19 protein-coding genes are annotated in these 16,743 nt (G+C 68.1%); 13 read left to right on the top strand and 6 right to left on the bottom strand.

Going from position 1 to position 16,743, the window contains the following annotated elements:
• Window positions 1–61: 61 nt before the first annotated feature.
• From BLR51_RS04140 to BLR51_RS04125, 4 genes are read right to left on the bottom strand one after another with little or no spacing between them, the layout of a single operon-like run.
• Entirely contained in the window at window positions 62–1,654 is a 1,593-nt protein-coding gene (locus tag BLR51_RS04140) for an ATP-dependent DNA ligase (RefSeq protein ID WP_089844274.1), read from the bottom strand.
• Window positions 1,651–2,664 carry a ligase-associated DNA damage response exonuclease gene (locus tag BLR51_RS04135; RefSeq protein ID WP_089844273.1) on the bottom strand — a complete coding sequence of 338 codons (1,014 nt, stop codon included), beginning with the start codon at window positions 2,662–2,664 and terminating at the stop codon, window positions 1,651–1,653. The genes BLR51_RS04140 and BLR51_RS04135 overlap by 4 nt, the downstream gene beginning before the upstream one ends.
• A gap of 36 nt (window positions 2,665–2,700) precedes the next feature.
• The gene (locus BLR51_RS04130; protein ID WP_089844271.1) at window positions 2,701–3,669 is read right to left on the bottom strand and encodes an alpha/beta fold hydrolase; all 969 of its coding nucleotides are present in this window, start codon (window positions 3,667–3,669) and stop codon (window positions 2,701–2,703) included.
• A complete protein-coding gene (locus tag BLR51_RS04125; protein ID WP_089844269.1) occupies window positions 3,669–3,959 on the bottom strand; it encodes an SCP2 sterol-binding domain-containing protein in 291 nt (96 codons plus the stop codon). Before BLR51_RS04125 ends, BLR51_RS04130 begins: the two co-directional genes overlap by 1 nt.
• A gap of 63 nt (window positions 3,960–4,022) precedes the next feature.
• On the opposite strand from BLR51_RS04125, the gene BLR51_RS04120 reads away from it, so the two are divergent.
• The 6 genes from BLR51_RS04120 to BLR51_RS27350 all read left to right on the top strand — a co-directional run bounded on the left by BLR51_RS04120 (window position 4,023) and on the right by BLR51_RS27350 (window position 9,729).
• Entirely contained in the window at window positions 4,023–4,586 is a 564-nt protein-coding gene (locus BLR51_RS04120) for a hypothetical protein (protein WP_230797426.1), read from the top strand.
• A 36-nt stretch (window positions 4,587–4,622) separates the two neighbouring features.
• Window positions 4,623–7,691 (top strand): helicase-related protein, encoded by a 3,069-nt coding sequence (locus BLR51_RS04115; RefSeq protein ID WP_089844267.1) that lies wholly within the window; start codon window positions 4,623–4,625, stop codon window positions 7,689–7,691.
• Window positions 7,692–8,078, top strand: a complete 387-nt coding sequence (locus BLR51_RS04110) for an Hsp15 family ribosome-associated heat shock protein (protein ID WP_207543545.1) — start codon at window positions 7,692–7,694, stop codon at window positions 8,076–8,078.
• 57 nt (window positions 8,079–8,135) lie between these two features.
• On the top strand, window positions 8,136–8,474 hold the full coding sequence (fdxA, locus tag BLR51_RS04105; protein ID WP_089844265.1) for a ferredoxin FdxA: 339 nt from the start codon (window positions 8,136–8,138) through the stop codon (window positions 8,472–8,474).
• A 279-nt stretch (window positions 8,475–8,753) separates the two neighbouring features.
• Window positions 8,754–9,263, top strand: a complete 510-nt coding sequence (locus BLR51_RS04100) for a CarD family transcriptional regulator (protein WP_089844262.1) — start codon at window positions 8,754–8,756, stop codon at window positions 9,261–9,263.
• A gap of 154 nt (window positions 9,264–9,417) precedes the next feature.
• Window positions 9,418–9,729, top strand: coding sequence for a hypothetical protein (locus BLR51_RS27350; RefSeq protein WP_131821782.1), 312 nt, complete (start codon window positions 9,418–9,420; stop codon window positions 9,727–9,729).
• Between the two features lie 833 nt (window positions 9,730–10,562).
• Here BLR51_RS27350 and BLR51_RS04095 read toward each other — a convergent pair.
• Together BLR51_RS04095 and BLR51_RS04090 are read right to left on the bottom strand one after the other, a co-directional pair.
• Window positions 10,563–11,030 carry a GNAT family N-acetyltransferase gene (locus BLR51_RS04095; protein WP_089844260.1) on the bottom strand — a complete coding sequence of 156 codons (468 nt, stop codon included), beginning with the start codon at window positions 11,028–11,030 and terminating at the stop codon, window positions 10,563–10,565.
• Between the two features lie 127 nt (window positions 11,031–11,157).
• On the bottom strand, window positions 11,158–11,427 hold the full coding sequence (locus BLR51_RS04090; RefSeq protein WP_242656640.1) for a S24 family peptidase: 270 nt from the start codon (window positions 11,425–11,427) through the stop codon (window positions 11,158–11,160).
• Between BLR51_RS04090 and BLR51_RS27345 the strand changes: the two genes are divergently transcribed.
• From BLR51_RS27345 to BLR51_RS27660, 7 genes are all read left to right on the top strand, one after another.
• Entirely contained in the window at window positions 11,395–11,649 is a 255-nt protein-coding gene (locus BLR51_RS27345; protein ID WP_131821781.1) for a hypothetical protein, read from the top strand. The genes BLR51_RS04090 and BLR51_RS27345 overlap by 33 nt on opposite strands.
• A 95-nt stretch (window positions 11,650–11,744) precedes the next feature.
• Window positions 11,745–12,305, top strand: a complete 561-nt coding sequence (locus BLR51_RS04085) for a phage protein Gp27 family protein (RefSeq protein WP_089844255.1) — start codon at window positions 11,745–11,747, stop codon at window positions 12,303–12,305.
• Window positions 12,302–12,595 carry a ubiquitination-like system serine protease family protein gene (locus tag BLR51_RS04080; protein ID WP_089844253.1) on the top strand — a complete coding sequence of 98 codons (294 nt, stop codon included), beginning with the start codon at window positions 12,302–12,304 and terminating at the stop codon, window positions 12,593–12,595. Before BLR51_RS04085 ends, BLR51_RS04080 begins: the two co-directional genes overlap by 4 nt.
• Window positions 12,595–12,960, top strand: coding sequence for a hypothetical protein (locus BLR51_RS04075; protein ID WP_089844251.1), 366 nt, complete (start codon window positions 12,595–12,597; stop codon window positions 12,958–12,960). Before BLR51_RS04080 ends, BLR51_RS04075 begins: the two co-directional genes overlap by 1 nt.
• A 124-nt stretch (window positions 12,961–13,084) precedes the next feature.
• The gene (locus BLR51_RS04070; RefSeq protein ID WP_242656632.1) at window positions 13,085–13,375 is read left to right on the top strand and encodes a hypothetical protein; all 291 of its coding nucleotides are present in this window, start codon (window positions 13,085–13,087) and stop codon (window positions 13,373–13,375) included.
• On the top strand, window positions 13,372–14,394 hold the full coding sequence (locus BLR51_RS04065; protein WP_131821780.1) for a carbohydrate binding domain-containing protein: 1,023 nt from the start codon (window positions 13,372–13,374) through the stop codon (window positions 14,392–14,394). Before BLR51_RS04070 ends, BLR51_RS04065 begins: the two co-directional genes overlap by 4 nt.
• Before the next feature lie 10 nt (window positions 14,395–14,404).
• On the top strand, window positions 14,405–16,738 hold the full coding sequence (locus BLR51_RS27660; RefSeq protein WP_165616725.1) for a hypothetical protein: 2,334 nt from the start codon (window positions 14,405–14,407) through the stop codon (window positions 16,736–16,738).
• Window positions 16,739–16,743: the final 5 nt, after the last annotated feature.

The following is a 16,743-nucleotide window of genomic DNA, read 5'->3' as shown; positions in this document are numbered from 1 at the left end:
CCTCCTGTTTCTCTCGCCTCAGGCGGGCGGGGCAGAGCGCCTGCCCATCTCCCGCTCCCCCTCAGCCATAGCGCGCCAGCAGCGCCCGCAGCCCCTCCAGCGTGTCGACCTCGGAGGCGGGCTTGTCGCGGCGCCAGCGGGCCATGCGGGGAAAGCGCAGCGCGATGCCGGATTTGTGGCGGGGGCTGGCCTGAATCCCCTCGAAGGCAATCTCGAAGACCAGATCGGGCGTGACCTGCCGCACCGGGCCAAAGCGCGCCTGCGTGTGGCGGCGCACCCATGTGGTGATCTCGGCAAATTCGGCATCGGTCAGCCCGGAATAGGCCTTGGTGAAGGGCACCAGCGCCTCGCCATCGCGCACGGCAAAGGTGAAATCGGTGAACAGGTTGGCCCGCCGCCCGTGGCCCTGCTGGGCATAGATCATCACCGCATCGACGCTGAGCGGATCAAGCTTCCATTTCCACCAGTCGCCGCGCCGCCGCCCGTCGCGATAGGGCGAGGCAAGCCGTTTCAGCATCAGCCCCTCGGCGCGCCGCTCCCGCGCCTCGGACCGCAGCCGCGCCAGCGCCGCCCAGTCCGGGGCGGTGACGGCGGGCGACAGGTCGACCCCCGCCTCCTCGGGCAGCCCGTCGAGCAGCGCCGCCAGCCGCGCCCGCCGATGGGACAAGGGGGCGGCGCGCAGATCCTCTCCGCCGTCTTCCAGCAGATCATAGGCTAAAAGCCGCACCGGCGCCTCGGCCAGCAGCTTTTTCGGCACGGTCTTGCGCCCCAGACGCGCCTGCAGCGCGGCAAAGGGCTGGGGCGCGCCGTCCCCCCAGACGAGGATCTCGCCATCGATCACCGTGCCCTGCGGCAGGAAATCCGCCGCCCGAGCCAGTTCGGGAAAGCTGTCGGTGATCAGATCCTCGCCGCGCGACCACAGATGATGGGTGCCGCCGCGCAGCAGCAGCTGGCCGCGGATGCCGTCCCATTTCCATTCCGCCAGCCAGTCGGACAGATCGCCCAGCGACTCGGGCGGATCCTCCAGCGGCGAGGCAAGGCAGAACGGGTAGGGGCGGCTGGCATCGCTGTCCGCATCCTCCTCGGCGGTCAGGGCGGCCCAAGTGGTGGCTTCGGGATCCCATGTGCCCATCAGCCGCAGCGCCAGCGCCGCCTCGTCGCGCCCCGTCGCCTGTGCCAGCGCGCGGGTCATCAGCTTGCGGCTGACGCCGATGCGAAAGCCGCCGGTGATGAGCTTGTTGAACAGGAACCGTTCCGTGGTGCCCTGCCGCGCCCAAGCCGCCAGCACCCCGGCGCGGCGCTGCTCGGGGGCGGCGCGGGCGATGGCGCGCAGCTCGAGGATCCATTGCGTCAGCGACTGCTCCTGCGGATCCGGGGCGGGGGGCAGCACAAGGCTGATGGTTTCGGCCAGATCGCCGACGATGGGATAGGCTTCCTCAAAAAGCCAGAGCGGGATGCCTGCCTCCTCGGCGGCCCAGAGCCGCAGGTCGGTGGTGGTCACCGCGCGCTTGGGCCTGCGGCCCGAAAACAGCGCCACGGCCCAGAGCCGGTCGGTTTCGGGCGCCTCGCGAAAGAACTGCGCCAGCGCCTCGGTCTTGACGCTGGTCTTGGTGGTCTGGTCGAGCCGGGTGAAAAGCTGCGCAAATTCCTTCATGCGCCCGCCTCCGCTTCCGCCTCGTCATCGCCGCCGAATTCGGTGGGAACCGGGGTGGCGTCATAACCTTCGGCCTTCAGGTGGCGCGCGAAGATTTCGGTGTAACCATGTGTCGGAAATATCTTTTCGGCCCCAGTCTCTGCCACGGCGCGCAAAAGCGCGTCCCAGTCGGCATGATCCGAGATGACAAAGCCGCGCTCTGCCCCCCGTCTGCGCCGGATGCCGCGCAGCCGCATCCAGCCCGACGCAAAGGCCTCCGATCCCGGGCCCAGACGGCGGGCCCATGCGCTGCCAAGCGCGGCGGGCGGCGCCACGACCATGGCGCCCCGGGCGCGGGCGCGGTCAAACTCCGGCGTGATCTGTTCGGTCGCGGGGGCAAAGGCGCCGAGCCCGCGCAGCACCGCATTGGTGCCCTCGACCGCGCCATGGGTCAGCACCGGCCCGATGGACGGGTCGAGCATGGCGATCAGCCGCTGCGCCTTGCCCAGACTGTAGGCGCCAAGGATCGACACCCGGCCCGCTGCGGCGTTCGCCGCCCACCAGCGGTTCATCTCGGCTGCGACCTGCGCCTGCGGATCCCAGCGGAACACCGGCAGGCCAAAGGTGCATTCGGTGACAAAACCGTGGCAGCGCACCGGTTCGAAGGGCTCCGACACGCCATCGGCTTCCAGCTTGTAGTCGCCCGACACCACCCAGACCTGTCCCGCCACCTCCAGCCGGACCTGCGCCGAGCCGGGCACATGGCCTGCGGGATGAAAGCTGACCGTGGCCTCGCCCATGCGCAGCGGCGTGCCATAGGGCAGGGCCTGCACCGGCACGTCGCCCAGCCGGTGCCGCACCAGCGCTGCGGTCAGCGGCGTGCACAGATACGATCCCATGCCGGGGCGGGCATGGTCGGAATGGGCATGGGTGATGATGGCCCGGGGCACCGGGCGCCACGGATCGACATAGGCATCGGCGGCAGTGCAATACATGCCGCGTTCGGTGAAGCGTAGCACAGGATCCGTCATGCGCCTGTTCTAGCACGCGGGCGGGGCCGGGAAAGATCAGGCGCGGCGCATGTCCTCGGCGCCTGCGGCGGCGGCGGTGAACACCTGCGCCAGCTGCGCCACGATGCGGCCCCGGGTCACCGCATCCTCCATCAGCACCTCGTGTTCGCCGCCCTGCACCAGCTCCAGCCGTCCGCGCGGCCAGCGCGCCATGCGGGCGCGGATGCGGGGCACGTCGACGATGCGTTCATTCGATCCCATGAAGGTCAGGCAGGGCAGATCCGGCGAGGGCAGGCGCGACAGGGCAAGGCATTCCGCCAGCGCCTCGTGCAGCCAGCGCAGCGAGGGACCGCCAAGCTGCAGCTCCGGGATCGCCTCGACCTGACGGCGCATGTAATCCCAGCCGCCGCGGTCGGTGGTCAGCAGGTTGCCCGCAAACGCCGCCTGCGCGACATAGCTGCCCGGCCCGGTGGAGGGGGCATAGGCATGGCCCAGCCCCATGCGCGCGCCCGACCAGCTGAGCGCCCATGCCGCCTGCCGCACCGGCCCGGTAAAGCGGATGCCCCACATCGGCCCGGTGAAGCCAGCGGCGGCCACCGGGGCACCGTTCATCAGCGCGCGCAGCCCGATGCAGCCGCCCATGGAATGCCCCAGCAGGAAGAACGGTCGCGGCAGGTCCAGCGCCTCTGCCGCCTTCACCAGCGCCGCCACGTCTTTCTGGTAATCGGCAAAAAGATGCACATGCCCGGTGCGCGGATCGTCCAGCATCCGGTCGGCCAGCCCCTGTCCGCGCCAGTCGATGGTCAGGGTGTGAAAACCGTGGCGGGCAAATTCCGCCGCCACCCGGCCATATTTCTCGACATATTCGGTGCGGCCCGGAAACAGCAGCACGGTGCCTGTGGCCTCGACCGGGCCGGGATACTGGGCGATGCGCAGCCGCAGGTTGTCCTCGGCCTTGATCCAGAAGGCGCAGGCCCCCTCGGGGCCTTCCGCAAGCTCCGCGTGGAAAGGGGCCGCGAGCAGCATCAGGACAGCACGCCTGCCAGACGCATGGCCGCACCCATGTCGCCATCGATGCTGAGCCTGCCGCCCATGAAGGCGGCGGTGGGGTTCAGATCCCCCTCCAGAATGGCGCGGAAGGTTTCGGCATCCGCCGACAGCGTCACGTCTGCGGGGGCATCCTCCTGCCGCGCGCCGTTCTGGTCGACAAGGATGCTGCCCTCGTCCTCGATGACGAACTTGGCCACGCCATCGAATCCCGCGCCGTCCAGCTTGGTGTTCAGCGCGGCCACGGCCGCCTGCAATGTTGCGCTCATTCCGGGGTCTCCTCACGAAATCCTGTGCTGGCTTTCCAGCAGGGCTGGGTTACACTTCCCTGTATGAGCAGGACACACGCCAAATACAAATCTATCATCGCGGCCACCGCCGCGCTGGTCATGTATTCCATACCCGGCGCCGCGCTGGCCGACCGCGCCGCCGACCTGCTGGCGGACCTGCGCGCGGCCCCCGATGCCGCGCAGGCGGAGCGGCTGGAAAAAGAGCTGCGGCTGGAATGGTCCAAATCCGGATCCGCCGCCATGGACCTGCTGCTGAAGCGGGGCCGCGACGCGCTGGAGGTGCAGGATACCGCAGCCGCCATCGAACATCTGACCGCCCTCACCGACCACGCGCCCGGCTTTGCCGAAGGCTGGGCGGAACTGGCGCTGGCCTATTACAGCGCCGAGATGCTGGGCCCGTCCATGGACGCGCTGGAACACACGCTGGCGCTGAACCCAGATCATTTTGGCGCGCTGCAGGGCGTCGCCGCCATCTACGAACAGCTGGGTGATACAGGCCTTGCCTATCGGGCCTACTCGCAGGTATTGGACCTGAGGCCTCATGACGAGACCGTCACCGAGGCAATGCAGCGGCTCGAAACCGAGGTGCGGGGCACGGCGCTCTGATCCTTCGGGATCCGGGCCGGAGAACAAGGCGGCTTCATGGCCCAACGCGCACGGATCGCGGCCGTTCTTGGCCCGACCAATACAGGCAAGACCCATTACGCCATCGACCGGATGCTGGGTCACAGGACCGGCATGATCGGGCTGCCGCTGCGGCTGCTTGCCCGCGAGGTCTATGACAAGGTGGTCAAGGCCCGGGGGCCTTCGGTGGCGGCGCTGGTCACCGGCGAAGAGCGCATCGTGCCGCCGCGCGCGCAATACTGGATTTGCACGGTTGAGGCGATGCCCGAGGGCATGGGCTGCGATTTTGTCGCCATCGACGAGATCCAGCTTTGCGCCGATCCCGAGCGTGGCCATGTTTTCACCGACCGGCTGCTGCGGATGCGCGGCCTGCACGAGACGCTGTTTCTGGGCGCCGACACCATGCGCGGGCCGATTTCGGCACTGGTGCCGGGGGTGGAATTCCTGCGCCGCGAGCGGATGAGCCAGCTCAGCTATCTGGGCTCGAAAAAAATCAGCCGGATGCCGCCGCGCAGCGCCATCGTCGGGTTTTCGGTGGACAATGTCTATGCCATCGCCGAACTGATCCGCCGCACCAAGGGCGGCGCCGCCGTAGTGATGGGTGCGCTCAGCCCGCGCACCCGCAACGCGCAGGTGGAGCTTTATCAGAATGGCGAGGTCGATTATCTGGTCGCCACCGATGCCATCGGCATGGGGCTCAACCTCGACATCGACCATGTGGCGTTTTCGTCGCTGACAAAGTTCGATGGCCGCCGGATGCGCGAATTGATGCCGAACGAGCTGGCGCAGATCGCGGGCCGGGCCGGGCGGGGGATGCGCGACGGCACCTTCGGCACCACCGGCGAGGCGGGGCAGATCCCCGACGACTGGGTGGAGGCGATCACCGCCCACAGTTTCACTCCGCTCCGCAAGCTCAACTGGCGCAACGCAAAACTGTCCTTTGGCACCCCGGAAAAACTGATCGAGTCGCTGGAGATGTCGCCCGACGATCCGACGCTGGTGAAAGCGCGCGAGGCCGATGACCTGATGGCGCTGAAGTCGCTGACGGCGCAGGCCGAGGTGCGCGCCCGCGCCTCCAGCCCGCAGGCGGTGCAGCTGCTTTGGGATGTCTGCCGCATTCCCGATTTCCGCGGCATAAGTCATGGCGAACATTCTGGGCTGTTGTCGGTTATCTACGGGCATCTGCACGAACGCGGCAGCATCCCCCGGGAGTTTATCGCGCAGCAGGTGCAGCGCATCGACAGAACCGATGGGGACATTGATGCGTTGTCGAAACGGCTGGCCTATATCCGCACCTGGACCTATGTGGCGCAGCGGCGGAACTGGGTCGACGATGAAAGCCATTGGCGCGAGGCGACCCGCGCGGTAGAAGATTCCCTGTCTGACGCGCTCCACGCGCGTTTGACGCAAAGATTTGTAGACCGGCGCACCTCTGTGCTGCTGCGCCGGTTGAAGCAGAAGGAGACCCTCTTGGCCGAGGTGAACGACAACGGAGAAGTGACCGTCGAAGGCGAATTCGTCGGTCGGCTTGAGGGCTTCCGCTTCCGGCAGGATGCCGGCGCGACGGGGCAGGAGGCAAAGACGCTGAAAACCGCGTCGCTGCAGGCTTTGGCGCCGCATTTCCACCTGCGGGCGGACCGGTTCTATAACGCCCCCGACACCGAGATCGACTTCACCGAGCAGGGGGGCCTCATGTGGGGCGCTCAGGCGGTGGGCAAGCTGGTCAAGGGCGATGACCCGCTGAAGCCGCGAATCTCGGTCTTTGTCGACGAAGAGGCCGGGCATGATGTGGCGCAGAAGGTGGAACGCCGCCTGCAGCATTTCATCGACCGCAAGATCGCGGCCCTGTTCGAGCCGCTGCTGGCCATCCAGCGCGACGAGGCGCTGGCCGGTCTGGCGCGCGGCTTCGCCTTCCGGCTGGTCGAGACGATGGGGATCATTCCCCGTTCGCAGGTCGCCGAGGACGTCAAGCAGCTGGATCAGGACAGCCGGGGCGCGCTGCGCAAGCACGGTGTCCGGTTCGGCCAGTACACCATCTTCATGCCGCTGCTGCTGAAGCCCGCGCCGACCCGGCTGCGGCTGGTGCTGTGGTCGCTGGCCAACGGGCTGGATCATTTCCCCGAGGCGCCGCCGCCGGGGCTGGTGACCGTGCCCAATATCCGCGACGTGCCGATGCAGCATTACACGCTGGCAGGCTACCGTCCGGCGGGCGAGCGCGCGATCCGCATCGACATGCTGGAACGTCTGGCCGACATGCTGCGCGGCGAGGACAGCCGGGGCGGGTTCGAAGCCAAGCCCGACATGCTGTCGATTACCGGCATGACGCTGGACCAGTTCGCCGATCTGATGCAGGGCATGGGCTACCGCGCCGAAAAGGGCGAGCGGAGCAAGGTCCGTGCCGCAGACCGCGTGGTGACCGAAACCAGCGAGCCCGAGGCGGAACCCGCCGAGGAGCAGCCGGTTTTTGATGCCGCGCGCGAGGTGGAAGCCACGCCCGCCGCCATGGCCGATCCCGCCGACACGCCCGCCGCCGCCGATGCGGTGCCCGAAGCCATCGAGCTGGAGGACGAGGGTGTGGCGCCCGTGGCGGAGGACGCTCAGGGCGAAGAGGTCAGCGACCACATCGCCGAGACCCCCGAAGAGGAAATCCTGCCCGGCACCGCCCCCGACGAGGCGCTGGCCGGTCCGGAGATGGAAGCCTTCTACACCTTCACCTGGGGCGGCACCCGGGGTGCGCGCGGCGGACGTCAGGGCCAAGGTCAGGGCGCCCGCGAGCCGCGTGAAGGCGGTCAGGCCCGCGAACCCCGCGAAGGCGGATCGCGGCGCGCGCCGCGCGACCGTGACGCAGGTGCAGGTGCAGGCGCCGAGGGCGCAGGCGGCGGCGAGCGCCGGGGCAAGGGCGGCCCGAAAGGCGGCGGCAAGCCCGGTCAGGGCGGTCGCGGCAAGGGTGGCCCCAAGGGCGGCGGCAAGGGTCCGCGTCCCGACAGCGGTCCCAAGACCTTTGAATCGCGGCCCGAGAAGAAGGACCGCATCGATCCCGACAACCCCTTCGCCGCCGCGCTGATGGGGTTCAAGAGCAAGTCCTGAGTGGCCGCTGACCCCGACAGCCCGCCGCTGAAGCTGCGGATCGACAAATGGCTGTGGCAGGCCCGCTTCTTCAAGACGCGGAGCCTTGCCGCCAAGGCCGTGTCGGGCGGGCTGCGGGTCAATGGCACCAGCGTCTCCAAACCCGCCTCCGCGGTGGGGCCGGGGGATGTGCTGACCTTCACTCAGGCGCGCGCGGTGCGGGTGATCCGCATCTCGGCGCTTGGCGACAGGCGCGGTCCCGCCCCCGAGGCGCAGGCGCTTTACGAGGATCTGGCCCCGCCACAGGCTGATCCGCCACAGGCACAGGCTCCCCGCTACGATGGCGGGGGCCGCCCCACAAAACGTGACCGGCGCATGCTGGACCGCAGCCGGGATGTGCTTGAATGATCCCGGCCGCTGGTCTAGGGAATCACCGATCTCCTGCCCAAGCGGAATGCCAAGCCCATGACCTATGTCGTCACCGACAATTGCATCGCCTGCAAATACACAGACTGCGTGGAAGTCTGCCCCGTGGACTGTTTCTACGAGGGCGAGAACATGCTGGTGATCCATCCCGACGAGTGCATTGACTGCGGCGTCTGCGAACCCGAATGCCCCGCCGATGCGATCCGGCCCGACACCGAGCCGGACATGGAAAAATGGGTGGAGTTCAACCGCAAGTATTCCGAGATGTGGCCGGTGCTGGTCACCAAGAAGGACCAGCTGCCCGAGGCCGAGGAGCGCGACGGCGAAGCCGGCAAGCTGGAGAAGTATTTCTCCGAAGCGCCGGGCGAGGGCGGCTGATCAGCGATTCGCCGCGGCCTGCGCACCGCAGGTTTGAAATTTTCTCCAAGCCCTTGGAACAAAAGGCATGTTTGCCCAAACGGCAGAGTCCTAGGAAGGGCGTGCTTTTTGTGCTATGTTCAGGGGCACTCATGTTGAAACCAAGCACAGGCACGCACGGGTCAATTCCCGGAGCATGAGCAAGAGGACGCTGATCTTCAGGCGAACGGGATGCTTTGCATATCCGTCCGTCTTTTCTGTCGCCCGCGTGCAGGGTTTGGCTGCTAAGGACGCTGTTGGATGACCAAGACCAAGAAGAACGAATTCCGCCCGAATGACTACGTGGTCTACCCTGCGCATGGCGTGGGTCAGATCATGTCCATCGAAGAGCAGGAAATCGCCGGCATTACGCTGGAACTGTTCGTGATCTCCTTCGAGAAGGACAAGATGACGCTGCGTGTGCCCACGCACAAGGCAAGCGAGATCGGCATGCGGTCGCTGTCGACGCCGGATGTGGTCAATCAGGCCATGAAGACGCTCAAGGGCAAGGCCAAGGTCAAGCGGGCCATGTGGTCGCGCCGCGCGCAGGAATATGAGCAAAAGATCAATTCCGGCGACCTGATCGCCATCGCCGAAGTGGTGCGCGACCTGCACCGCGCCGATGACCAGCGCGAGCAGTCCTATTCCGAGCGTCAGCTTTACGAAGCCGCGCTGGAACGGCTGACCCGCGAAGTGGCCGCCGTCTCCGGTGGCGACGAAGTGGCCGCCGCCCGGCAGGTCGACGAGGTGCTGGGCCTGCGCGCCGCCTGATTCCCTGCCTGACGGCAAGTTCAAAAACGGCCGCACCTCCGGGTGCGGCCGTTTTTCGTATTTTGCGCGCGCTTGCGTCCGGGCCTGACCGCACGGGCTTTCCCCCCGTCGCAGCGCCGCTGCATGGATCTCGGCGGCGCGGCTCCGGCAAGGCATGGCAGCGCCGGTCCCCAGCCGAGGATCGCGGAGCCCGCCCGCCTGCGCCCCCGCAGGCCCCGCCGAATACCGCCTCGCGCCGCGCAATGGTGACAGTGTTTCCGGCGCCACCGTCGGGCTCTTGTCTTCTGAGGATACGCCCAATGGCGTCAGACCCATCGACCTTACCAGCCTCGCCAGCGCCGAGGACTTGCTGGCGCATGACGGCGGCACGCTGGGAATGCTCCCCGTGCCCGCCCTCAGCACCCGGCTCGCCGCCTCCGGCGCCGTGGCCGACCGGCTGGCCGAACTGGACCGGGCCCCTTTTTAGCCAGCCTGCTGCGCCCGAGCTGGGCGGCGCTGGCGCCAGAGGCGATCAGCCAGCCCGAGGTCAGCCCCGAGGATACCGGCAGCCATCCCGATCCGCAGACCAGTTCCACGGTCGCCAATGCCGGGCACTGCAGCGCCTTCGGCACCGCGGCCGGGGACTGGACGTGCGTGACCGACGACAGCACCGCCTTTGCCGGTGCCGCGCAGGGTGCTCTGGCCGTGAGCGCGGTGCAGCCCGCTGCCATCCTCGGGTTCAGCGCCGGTCTGGTCGGTCCCGAAGGCCCGGGCGGAGTGACATCTATTCTTGCAGTGACGGCAGCGGCGCTCGGAAGATGCCAGAAAGGTAATGAACTCAGAGCTTCGTGCGGCGCGCGGGCTGGAGGGCGTGTTTTGCAGTCGCAGCCGAAACCGCCTTACGAAGGCCAGCGGGGCACATTATTTTCGGCGTCCCGCCGCCGGAGGGATAAAACCCGATATAGCTTTGTGAAATCTACCTAAACGCCTGTTTTAAAGAACTTTTACGTCGAAATTTCGGCCTCGTGGGCGCATTCGGAAGTGGGCCGGGGATCACCCACTTCTGCGCCTCTGTCCCACATGGCGAATAGGCAAATAAAACAGGCCCATGAGCTGCCACGCGCCTGTTGCGAAGGCCTGCTCGAGTGGCCCCCGATTTTACGCCGGAAGGCCTGAACTGTCTTGGCTGCGTGGTTGCCCGCGCTGGTGATCGAGGAGAGGGCATGCGTGCGGCACCTCACGCCATCCAGCCCCAATGTCGGCGAGGCATGGCTTGCGGCCACCTGCGGCGTCCCGGCAGACCCCGCCAGATCGCACTGGTCATGCGGTGAACCGCTTCTCCAGATCCAGCCGCATCGTAGCCATGCCGTGGCGACGGGACAGCTCCTCGTAGCCTGCCGATACATAGGCATTGAAGGCGGGCGCGTTGTCGAGATCCACCTTCAAGGTCAGGATCAGCGCGTCGAGATCCCGCGCCGCCTGCTCCACCCGCTCCGTCAGTTCCGCGGCAGCCCCGCCGCGCGCCTCTTCGGCGAGATAGACATAGGTGAGGTGCCGCACTTCCGGCCCAATACCCTCCCGCAGGGCGAAGAACCCGACGTCCCGTCCCGCAGCATCCTGAAGGTAGAAAGAGACATCCTCACTGTCTCCAAGCCACTTGCGATGCCATTCCACCTCATCGAAGGGCACTTTTGCATTGGGATTGAGCAAGGGTATTTCCGCGTCCGTCAGCATAGCTGCCAAGGGCGCCAGATCGCGGTCGCGATTGCGACGCAGAGTGAGTGCCATGGATCCTTCCTTCGGCTGGGCCCGGGGCCAGCGCGCCGGGGTGCTTCATGAAAGCCGCGCGTCTGACACAGACGGCCCGCCCTAGTCAACCGGCGGGAGCATCAAGGCCATCGCGCCCAGATCAGCGCTACGGGCTGCCTGCCACGGCGCAAACCAGTCTTTCGCTGCGCCCTGGACGAGTGCCATCTTCCGGGTCGTTGTAGACGTAAATCTTTCCCGAGGTGATCGCGGTCTTGCGCCGGTCCAGCATCACCAGATCCCCGTCCGAGATGGCCGGTGCCATGCTGTCGCCGCGTGCGGTGATCAGCATGCACTCTTCCGGACGGATGCCGTTCTGCATCAGCCAGTCGAGAGAGAAGGCAAGGTGGTCGACCGTCTGATCCTCCGGGTTGACCAGCCCGTCTCCGGCTGCAGCCGTGGCGGCATAGCGCGGGACGGTGGCGAAGCGCTCGCCGTTGATCTGGGTCGTCGCCTCAACAGCCCGTGGCGGCCCAAAATAGAACTCGAGCCCGAGCGCATCTGCCAGCGCCCGAAGATTGTCGATCGGGTGCGCACGCTCTCGGTCGGTGGGCCGGTTCTTCAGGTTCTTGATCAGCGACGGGTTTCCAATCGCTTTTAGCGATGCCGCAGACGCGGAGAGCCCTTTGCGTTCAAGGGCGGCTTCTATGGCTGCGACAATGTCGCGTCCAGCGCCCGCGCCCGAGGATCTGAGCCATGCCCGCTCCGGCCAAACTGGACCTGATCCCGCCCGAGCTGCGCGCCTGGCTGCGCGAGGCGCTGGAGGCGCGCGGCTTTGCCGAGATCGTGGCGGTGACCGAGGAGCTGAACTTCCGGCTGCAGGACTGCGGGCTGGAGGTCAGCATCGGCAAGACGGCGGTGGGCAGGTTCTCCAAGGCGCTGAAGGACCAGCGCGAGGCCTTTTCCATTGCCGAGACGCTGCTGTCGGACATGGACATCGCGGCGGAGGGCGAGCTGCACAAGGTGCTGGTGCAGATGATCGCCACCTCTGCCGTGCAGATGATCCGGGCGGTGCGCGAGGAGGACGGCCATCTGGAGCCCAAGGACCTGATGGCGCTGGGGCGCATGGTCAAGGATCTGATGGCAAGCTCCGGCCTGCGGGAGAAGCTGCTGGCCGACGAACGCGAGCGGGTGGCCCGCGAGGCGCGCGAGGCGCTGCAGACCGAGCTTGCCGCAAAGCTGGAGGCGGGCGTGGCGCGGGGTTCGGTCAATGCCGAAGCTGCGCGGGCCGCGCGCGAGATCATGGGCTTCGCATGATCCGGGCCATCCATTTTGACGCCCGCACCGAGTTCCGCGCCCGCCGCCTGCCGGGCAGCGTGCACTTCACCGATCCGGGCACCGACCGCGTCTCTTACATGTGGTTCTTCTGCCCCTGCGGCTGCGGCGCGCTCGACCACATCCTGACCGGGGTGGAGTTCAGGCCGCAGTCCGGCGTGCCGTCATGGCTCTGGAACGGATCGCGCACCGAGCCGACGCTGCGCCCCTCGGTGCGCCGCCAGCCGCATTGGCATGGCTGGCTGCGCGACGGCTATTGGGAGGCCTGCTGATGACCGCGCCGAAATCGCGAACGACATGGCCGCACATCTGCGACGGCGGCAATGCCACCGCGCGGCATCGCGCGCTGCTGGAGGCGATCAATGCGGGCGGCATGCCGCCGCTGGCGGCTTTTGCCCAGGGCGGGGCGGTCGGACCTGTGGGGGCGGCGATGCTGCCGCAGAGGCCGCAGATCACCTTCATCGACCAGTCCGGGCGGGGTGTTGACGTGAAGACCGAAGAGCGCCTCGAGGGCGGGCGGCGCCAGATGCGCTTCGTGCTGTCGGATGCCGTGGCCGATGCCATGACCACGCCCGGCGGCCGGGCGCGCAGCACGCTGGCGGGCCTGGGCGCGCGCCCGCAGAGGCCGGGCCGATGACGGCGGTCTGGCCCGCCGAGCTGCCCCGGCCGCTGCGCGACGGCTACCGGCAGAGCGCTGTCGAGGCGCGGGGGCGCGCAGCGCCGAGACCGGCCCGCCCGCCTATGCCCGCCGCTACTCTTCCGTGCCGCGCAGCGTGGCGCTGTCGCTGGTGCTGAGCCGCTCGCAGAAGGCGGTGTTCGACCGCTTCTGGCGCGAGACGACGCGGCACGGGGCGCGGCCCTTCTTCATGCCTGATCCGACCACGGATGGCTGGCCGCTGCTCACGCCCGAAGGGCACTACCTGCGTACCCCCGGCGGCGCGCCGCTGCTCCTGTCGGCGCAATGGCTCTGCCTCTTTGGTGACAGCCTGCCCTCCGAGACGCTGCGCGGGGCGAGCTTTACCCTCTCCTTCGACATCTGGGTGATGCCATGAGAACCTTATCTCTCAATGCCCGCCGCGCCCGCGAGGGGCTGGCGCCGGGTGAGGTGGAGGTGCTGCTGATCGAGGTCACGCATCCCGATCTCGAGGCACCAATCCGGCTCAGCACCGATCCCACCGAGCGGATCAGCACCGACCCGCTGGTCTATGGCACGCGGTCAAGCTGGCGCGGGGCCGATCCTGCCAGTGAGCCGTTCCTGTTTGCGCTGCTCTCGGCGGAGGTGCCGGGCGACATGGAGGAGGCGCCCGCCTCGGCCACGCTGGTGCTGGAGAATGTCGATCACGCCATCGCGGAGCTGCTGCGCACCCATGTGATCGGCGCCAGCGCGGCCCCGGTGCCTGCCGCCCTCGACCCCGAGGGCATTGTGGCCCGCGGCGGGCTCGGCCATGCCACGCTGGCTCTGGCGGTCAGCGATCCCGCCACCGTCACGGTGCAGCTTTACCGCACGGCGGCGGGGGCGGCCTTTGATCCGGAGACCGACGCGCTCGGGGAGCCGCGCCCGGTCACGCCGGGCGCCACGGTCACGCTGGTGGATGGCGATGCCACCCGGGCCAGCCTGCTCGCCGATGGCGGCTTCGACGAGTTCGGCGTCTGGACGGCGGGCAGCGGCTGGACCGTGGGCGGCGGGCAGGCCAGCCACAGCCCCGGCAGCGCGGGCGTGATCAGCCAGGACGTCACGCTTAACCTGGGCAGCACCTATCGCGTGGCCTTCCAGATCGGCCCTCATGTCGCGGGCACGCTCACACCCGAGCTGGCGGGCGGCCTCCTGCAGCAGGGCGCCGCCGTCAGCGGCACGGGCTGGCACTTCGCCGAGCTCACCGCCGCCTCCGGCAACACCCACTTCCGCCTCGCCGCCTCAGCCGGTTTCGACGGCGCGGTGACCGCAGCGCTCCTTTATATACGCACCCCCGCCTGCGCCCCCGCAGGCCCGGTCGAATACCGCCTCGCGCCGTGCAATGTTGACAATGTTTCCGGCCCCACCGCCGGGCCACTCTCCACTCTTATCTTCTGAGGATAAGCCCATGCCCGACAACGGCGTCAGAACCATCGACCTTACCAACCTCGCCAGCGCCGAGGACCTGCTGGCGCATGACGACGGCACGCTGGGGATGCTGCCGCTCGCCAGCCTCAGCACCCGGCTCGCCGCCTCTGGCGCTTTGGCCGAGGCGATTGCGGGCCGGGCCAGCAGCGAGCAGGCCGATGCTCTCGCGGCCGAGATCGACGTGATGCGCACCGAATATCAGGAGATCGGGGCCGACCTCGCCACGCTGGACGCCGAAGACCTGCCCACCCGCGTCCAGACGCTGGAAGAGGCGCAGGTTGGGGGCTTTGTGGCGGCGGCCACTTGGACTGGTCTGTTGGCCATCACGCCCTCTGTCGACGGCACCGCCGGTGAGGTGTCGGACAGCGACACCGGTACGCATAGCGACGCCAGCGGCACGGGCTATGACGGCGACAGCGTGCCAAATGCCGGGCGCTATAGCTGGAATGACAGCTGGGGCCGCTGGGTGTGGATCAGCGACACGGGCCTGTCCGGCAAGCTCAACTCTGCCGCCAACCTGAGCGACGTGGCCGACGCCGCCACAGCGCGGGGCAACCTTGAAGCCGCAGCACAAGCAGAGTTCGAGGCGGAGGCGCAGGCCCGCGCCGCCGTCAGCCGGGATGTGGCCCGGGTTCGGGCCGGGGGTCTGGGCCGCGACGGCGTGGAGGGCTGGGCGTGGCCGGTGATGGACCGCGCGGGCAAGGTGGCCGGTGGCTTCAGGCGCGACGGCAGCTTCCATGCGCAGGGCCTCGGAGTCTCGGTGCCCGCTCTGGCGGCGCGGGATGTTCCGCGCATCCCGCTGGTCCGGGATGCCGAAGGGCACATGGCGCTGGGGCTGGAGCCGGATGGCAAGCTGATCCTGCCCGCCCTGTCAGAGCAGACCATCACCCTGCTGCAATCCCTTGTCGGGGGCGCGGGCAGTGCCGTGCCCGGCGGGTTGTTCCGGAACGTGCCCGGCTGGAACCACCGGATCTATGATGCGACGCATCACCTGGTCACCATGCCCACGGCCTTCGGGCCGGTCGATGTGCTCTATCCGGTGGCGGGGTCGGGTCTGGCGTTCGCCGTGACCCGTCAGCCGGTGGAGCTGCTGAGCGTCTCGGGCCAGAGCAACATTTTCCTCGGGGGTAATAAGGAGGCGGGCATCAACGGCTTTGTCCTGCGCGGGGTCCGCGATCCGCACCGGGCCTTCCGCTCGGCGCATGGCACCAGCTGGGGCGACGGGACCGGCTCGGCCGCCGCCTATTCCCCCGGGGATCTGAGCGCGATCGTGCCCTCGGGGCAGGATGAAGACAGCGGCACTGCCGGGCAGTTCACCCCGGACGTGATCCAGTTCAGCGCCATCGCCACCGACGCGCGCGAGGCGCGGGAGCAGCGCGTCTACCTGCAGCTCACCTCCGCCGAAAGCGGCACGTCGCTCACGCAATACATGGCGGGCACCCCCAAGGGTGACAACATCGCCAGCTATATCCCGGCGGCGGAGACGCTGATGCAGGGCACCTATGGCCGTGACCTGATCATGTATGCGCATTTCCTGATCGGGCATGAGGGGCTGGATTTCACCGGCTATGACGATTACGGCGCGCTGCTTTCGGCCTTCGCCGATGAGGTCTGCGGCTATGGCGCGGCGCTGGAGGCCAATGTCGCGGCAGACGTGCGGCCCAAGGTGATCACCTACCAGCCCAACAGCTACATCACCGACGCCGCGACGCCAAACGGCACCACGATCCGCCAGACCGCGCTGGACACGCTCGACACGGCGCTCACCGATCCGGACGTGGTCTGCATCGGCCCGGTCTATCACGAGCGCACCGTCGATAACGGCATCCACATGACCGGCAAGCTGATGACCGGCGAGCTCTTTGCCCATGTCTATGACCGGGTGCGCAGCGGGGCGGGGTTCACGCCGCTGCACATCACCTCGGCCAGCCGGGAGGGCGCGGTGATCACGCTGGAACTCGACGGCCCGGCGGGCTTCCTGATGCTGGATGACGACTGGATGCCGGCTCTGGAGCATGGCGGGATCCACTATGGCGATGACAGCGACAGCGCCGCGATCGTCTCCGTTGCGCTGGTCACCGCCTCGGCCACCAGCCGCAGCATCGTGGTCACGCTCGATGCCGTGCCCGGTGGCGCCAACCCGACGATCTCTGTGGCGGGGCACACCAACACCACAGACGAGACCCGCCCCGGCGGCATGGCCTCGATCTACATCCCCGGCCCGCGCAGCTTCTGGCACGCGGCAGGCTATACCGAGTTCACCACCCCCGAAATTCGCTTCTACATCTGCCGCCAGCGCGTGGCAGTCAGCTAAGGAGA

It is taken from the genome of Salipiger marinus (assembly GCF_900100085.1).
Taxonomy (GTDB): Bacteria; Pseudomonadota; Alphaproteobacteria; order Rhodobacterales; family Rhodobacteraceae; genus Salipiger; species Salipiger marinus.
This window is presented reverse-complemented; position numbering and strand designations above follow the sequence as displayed.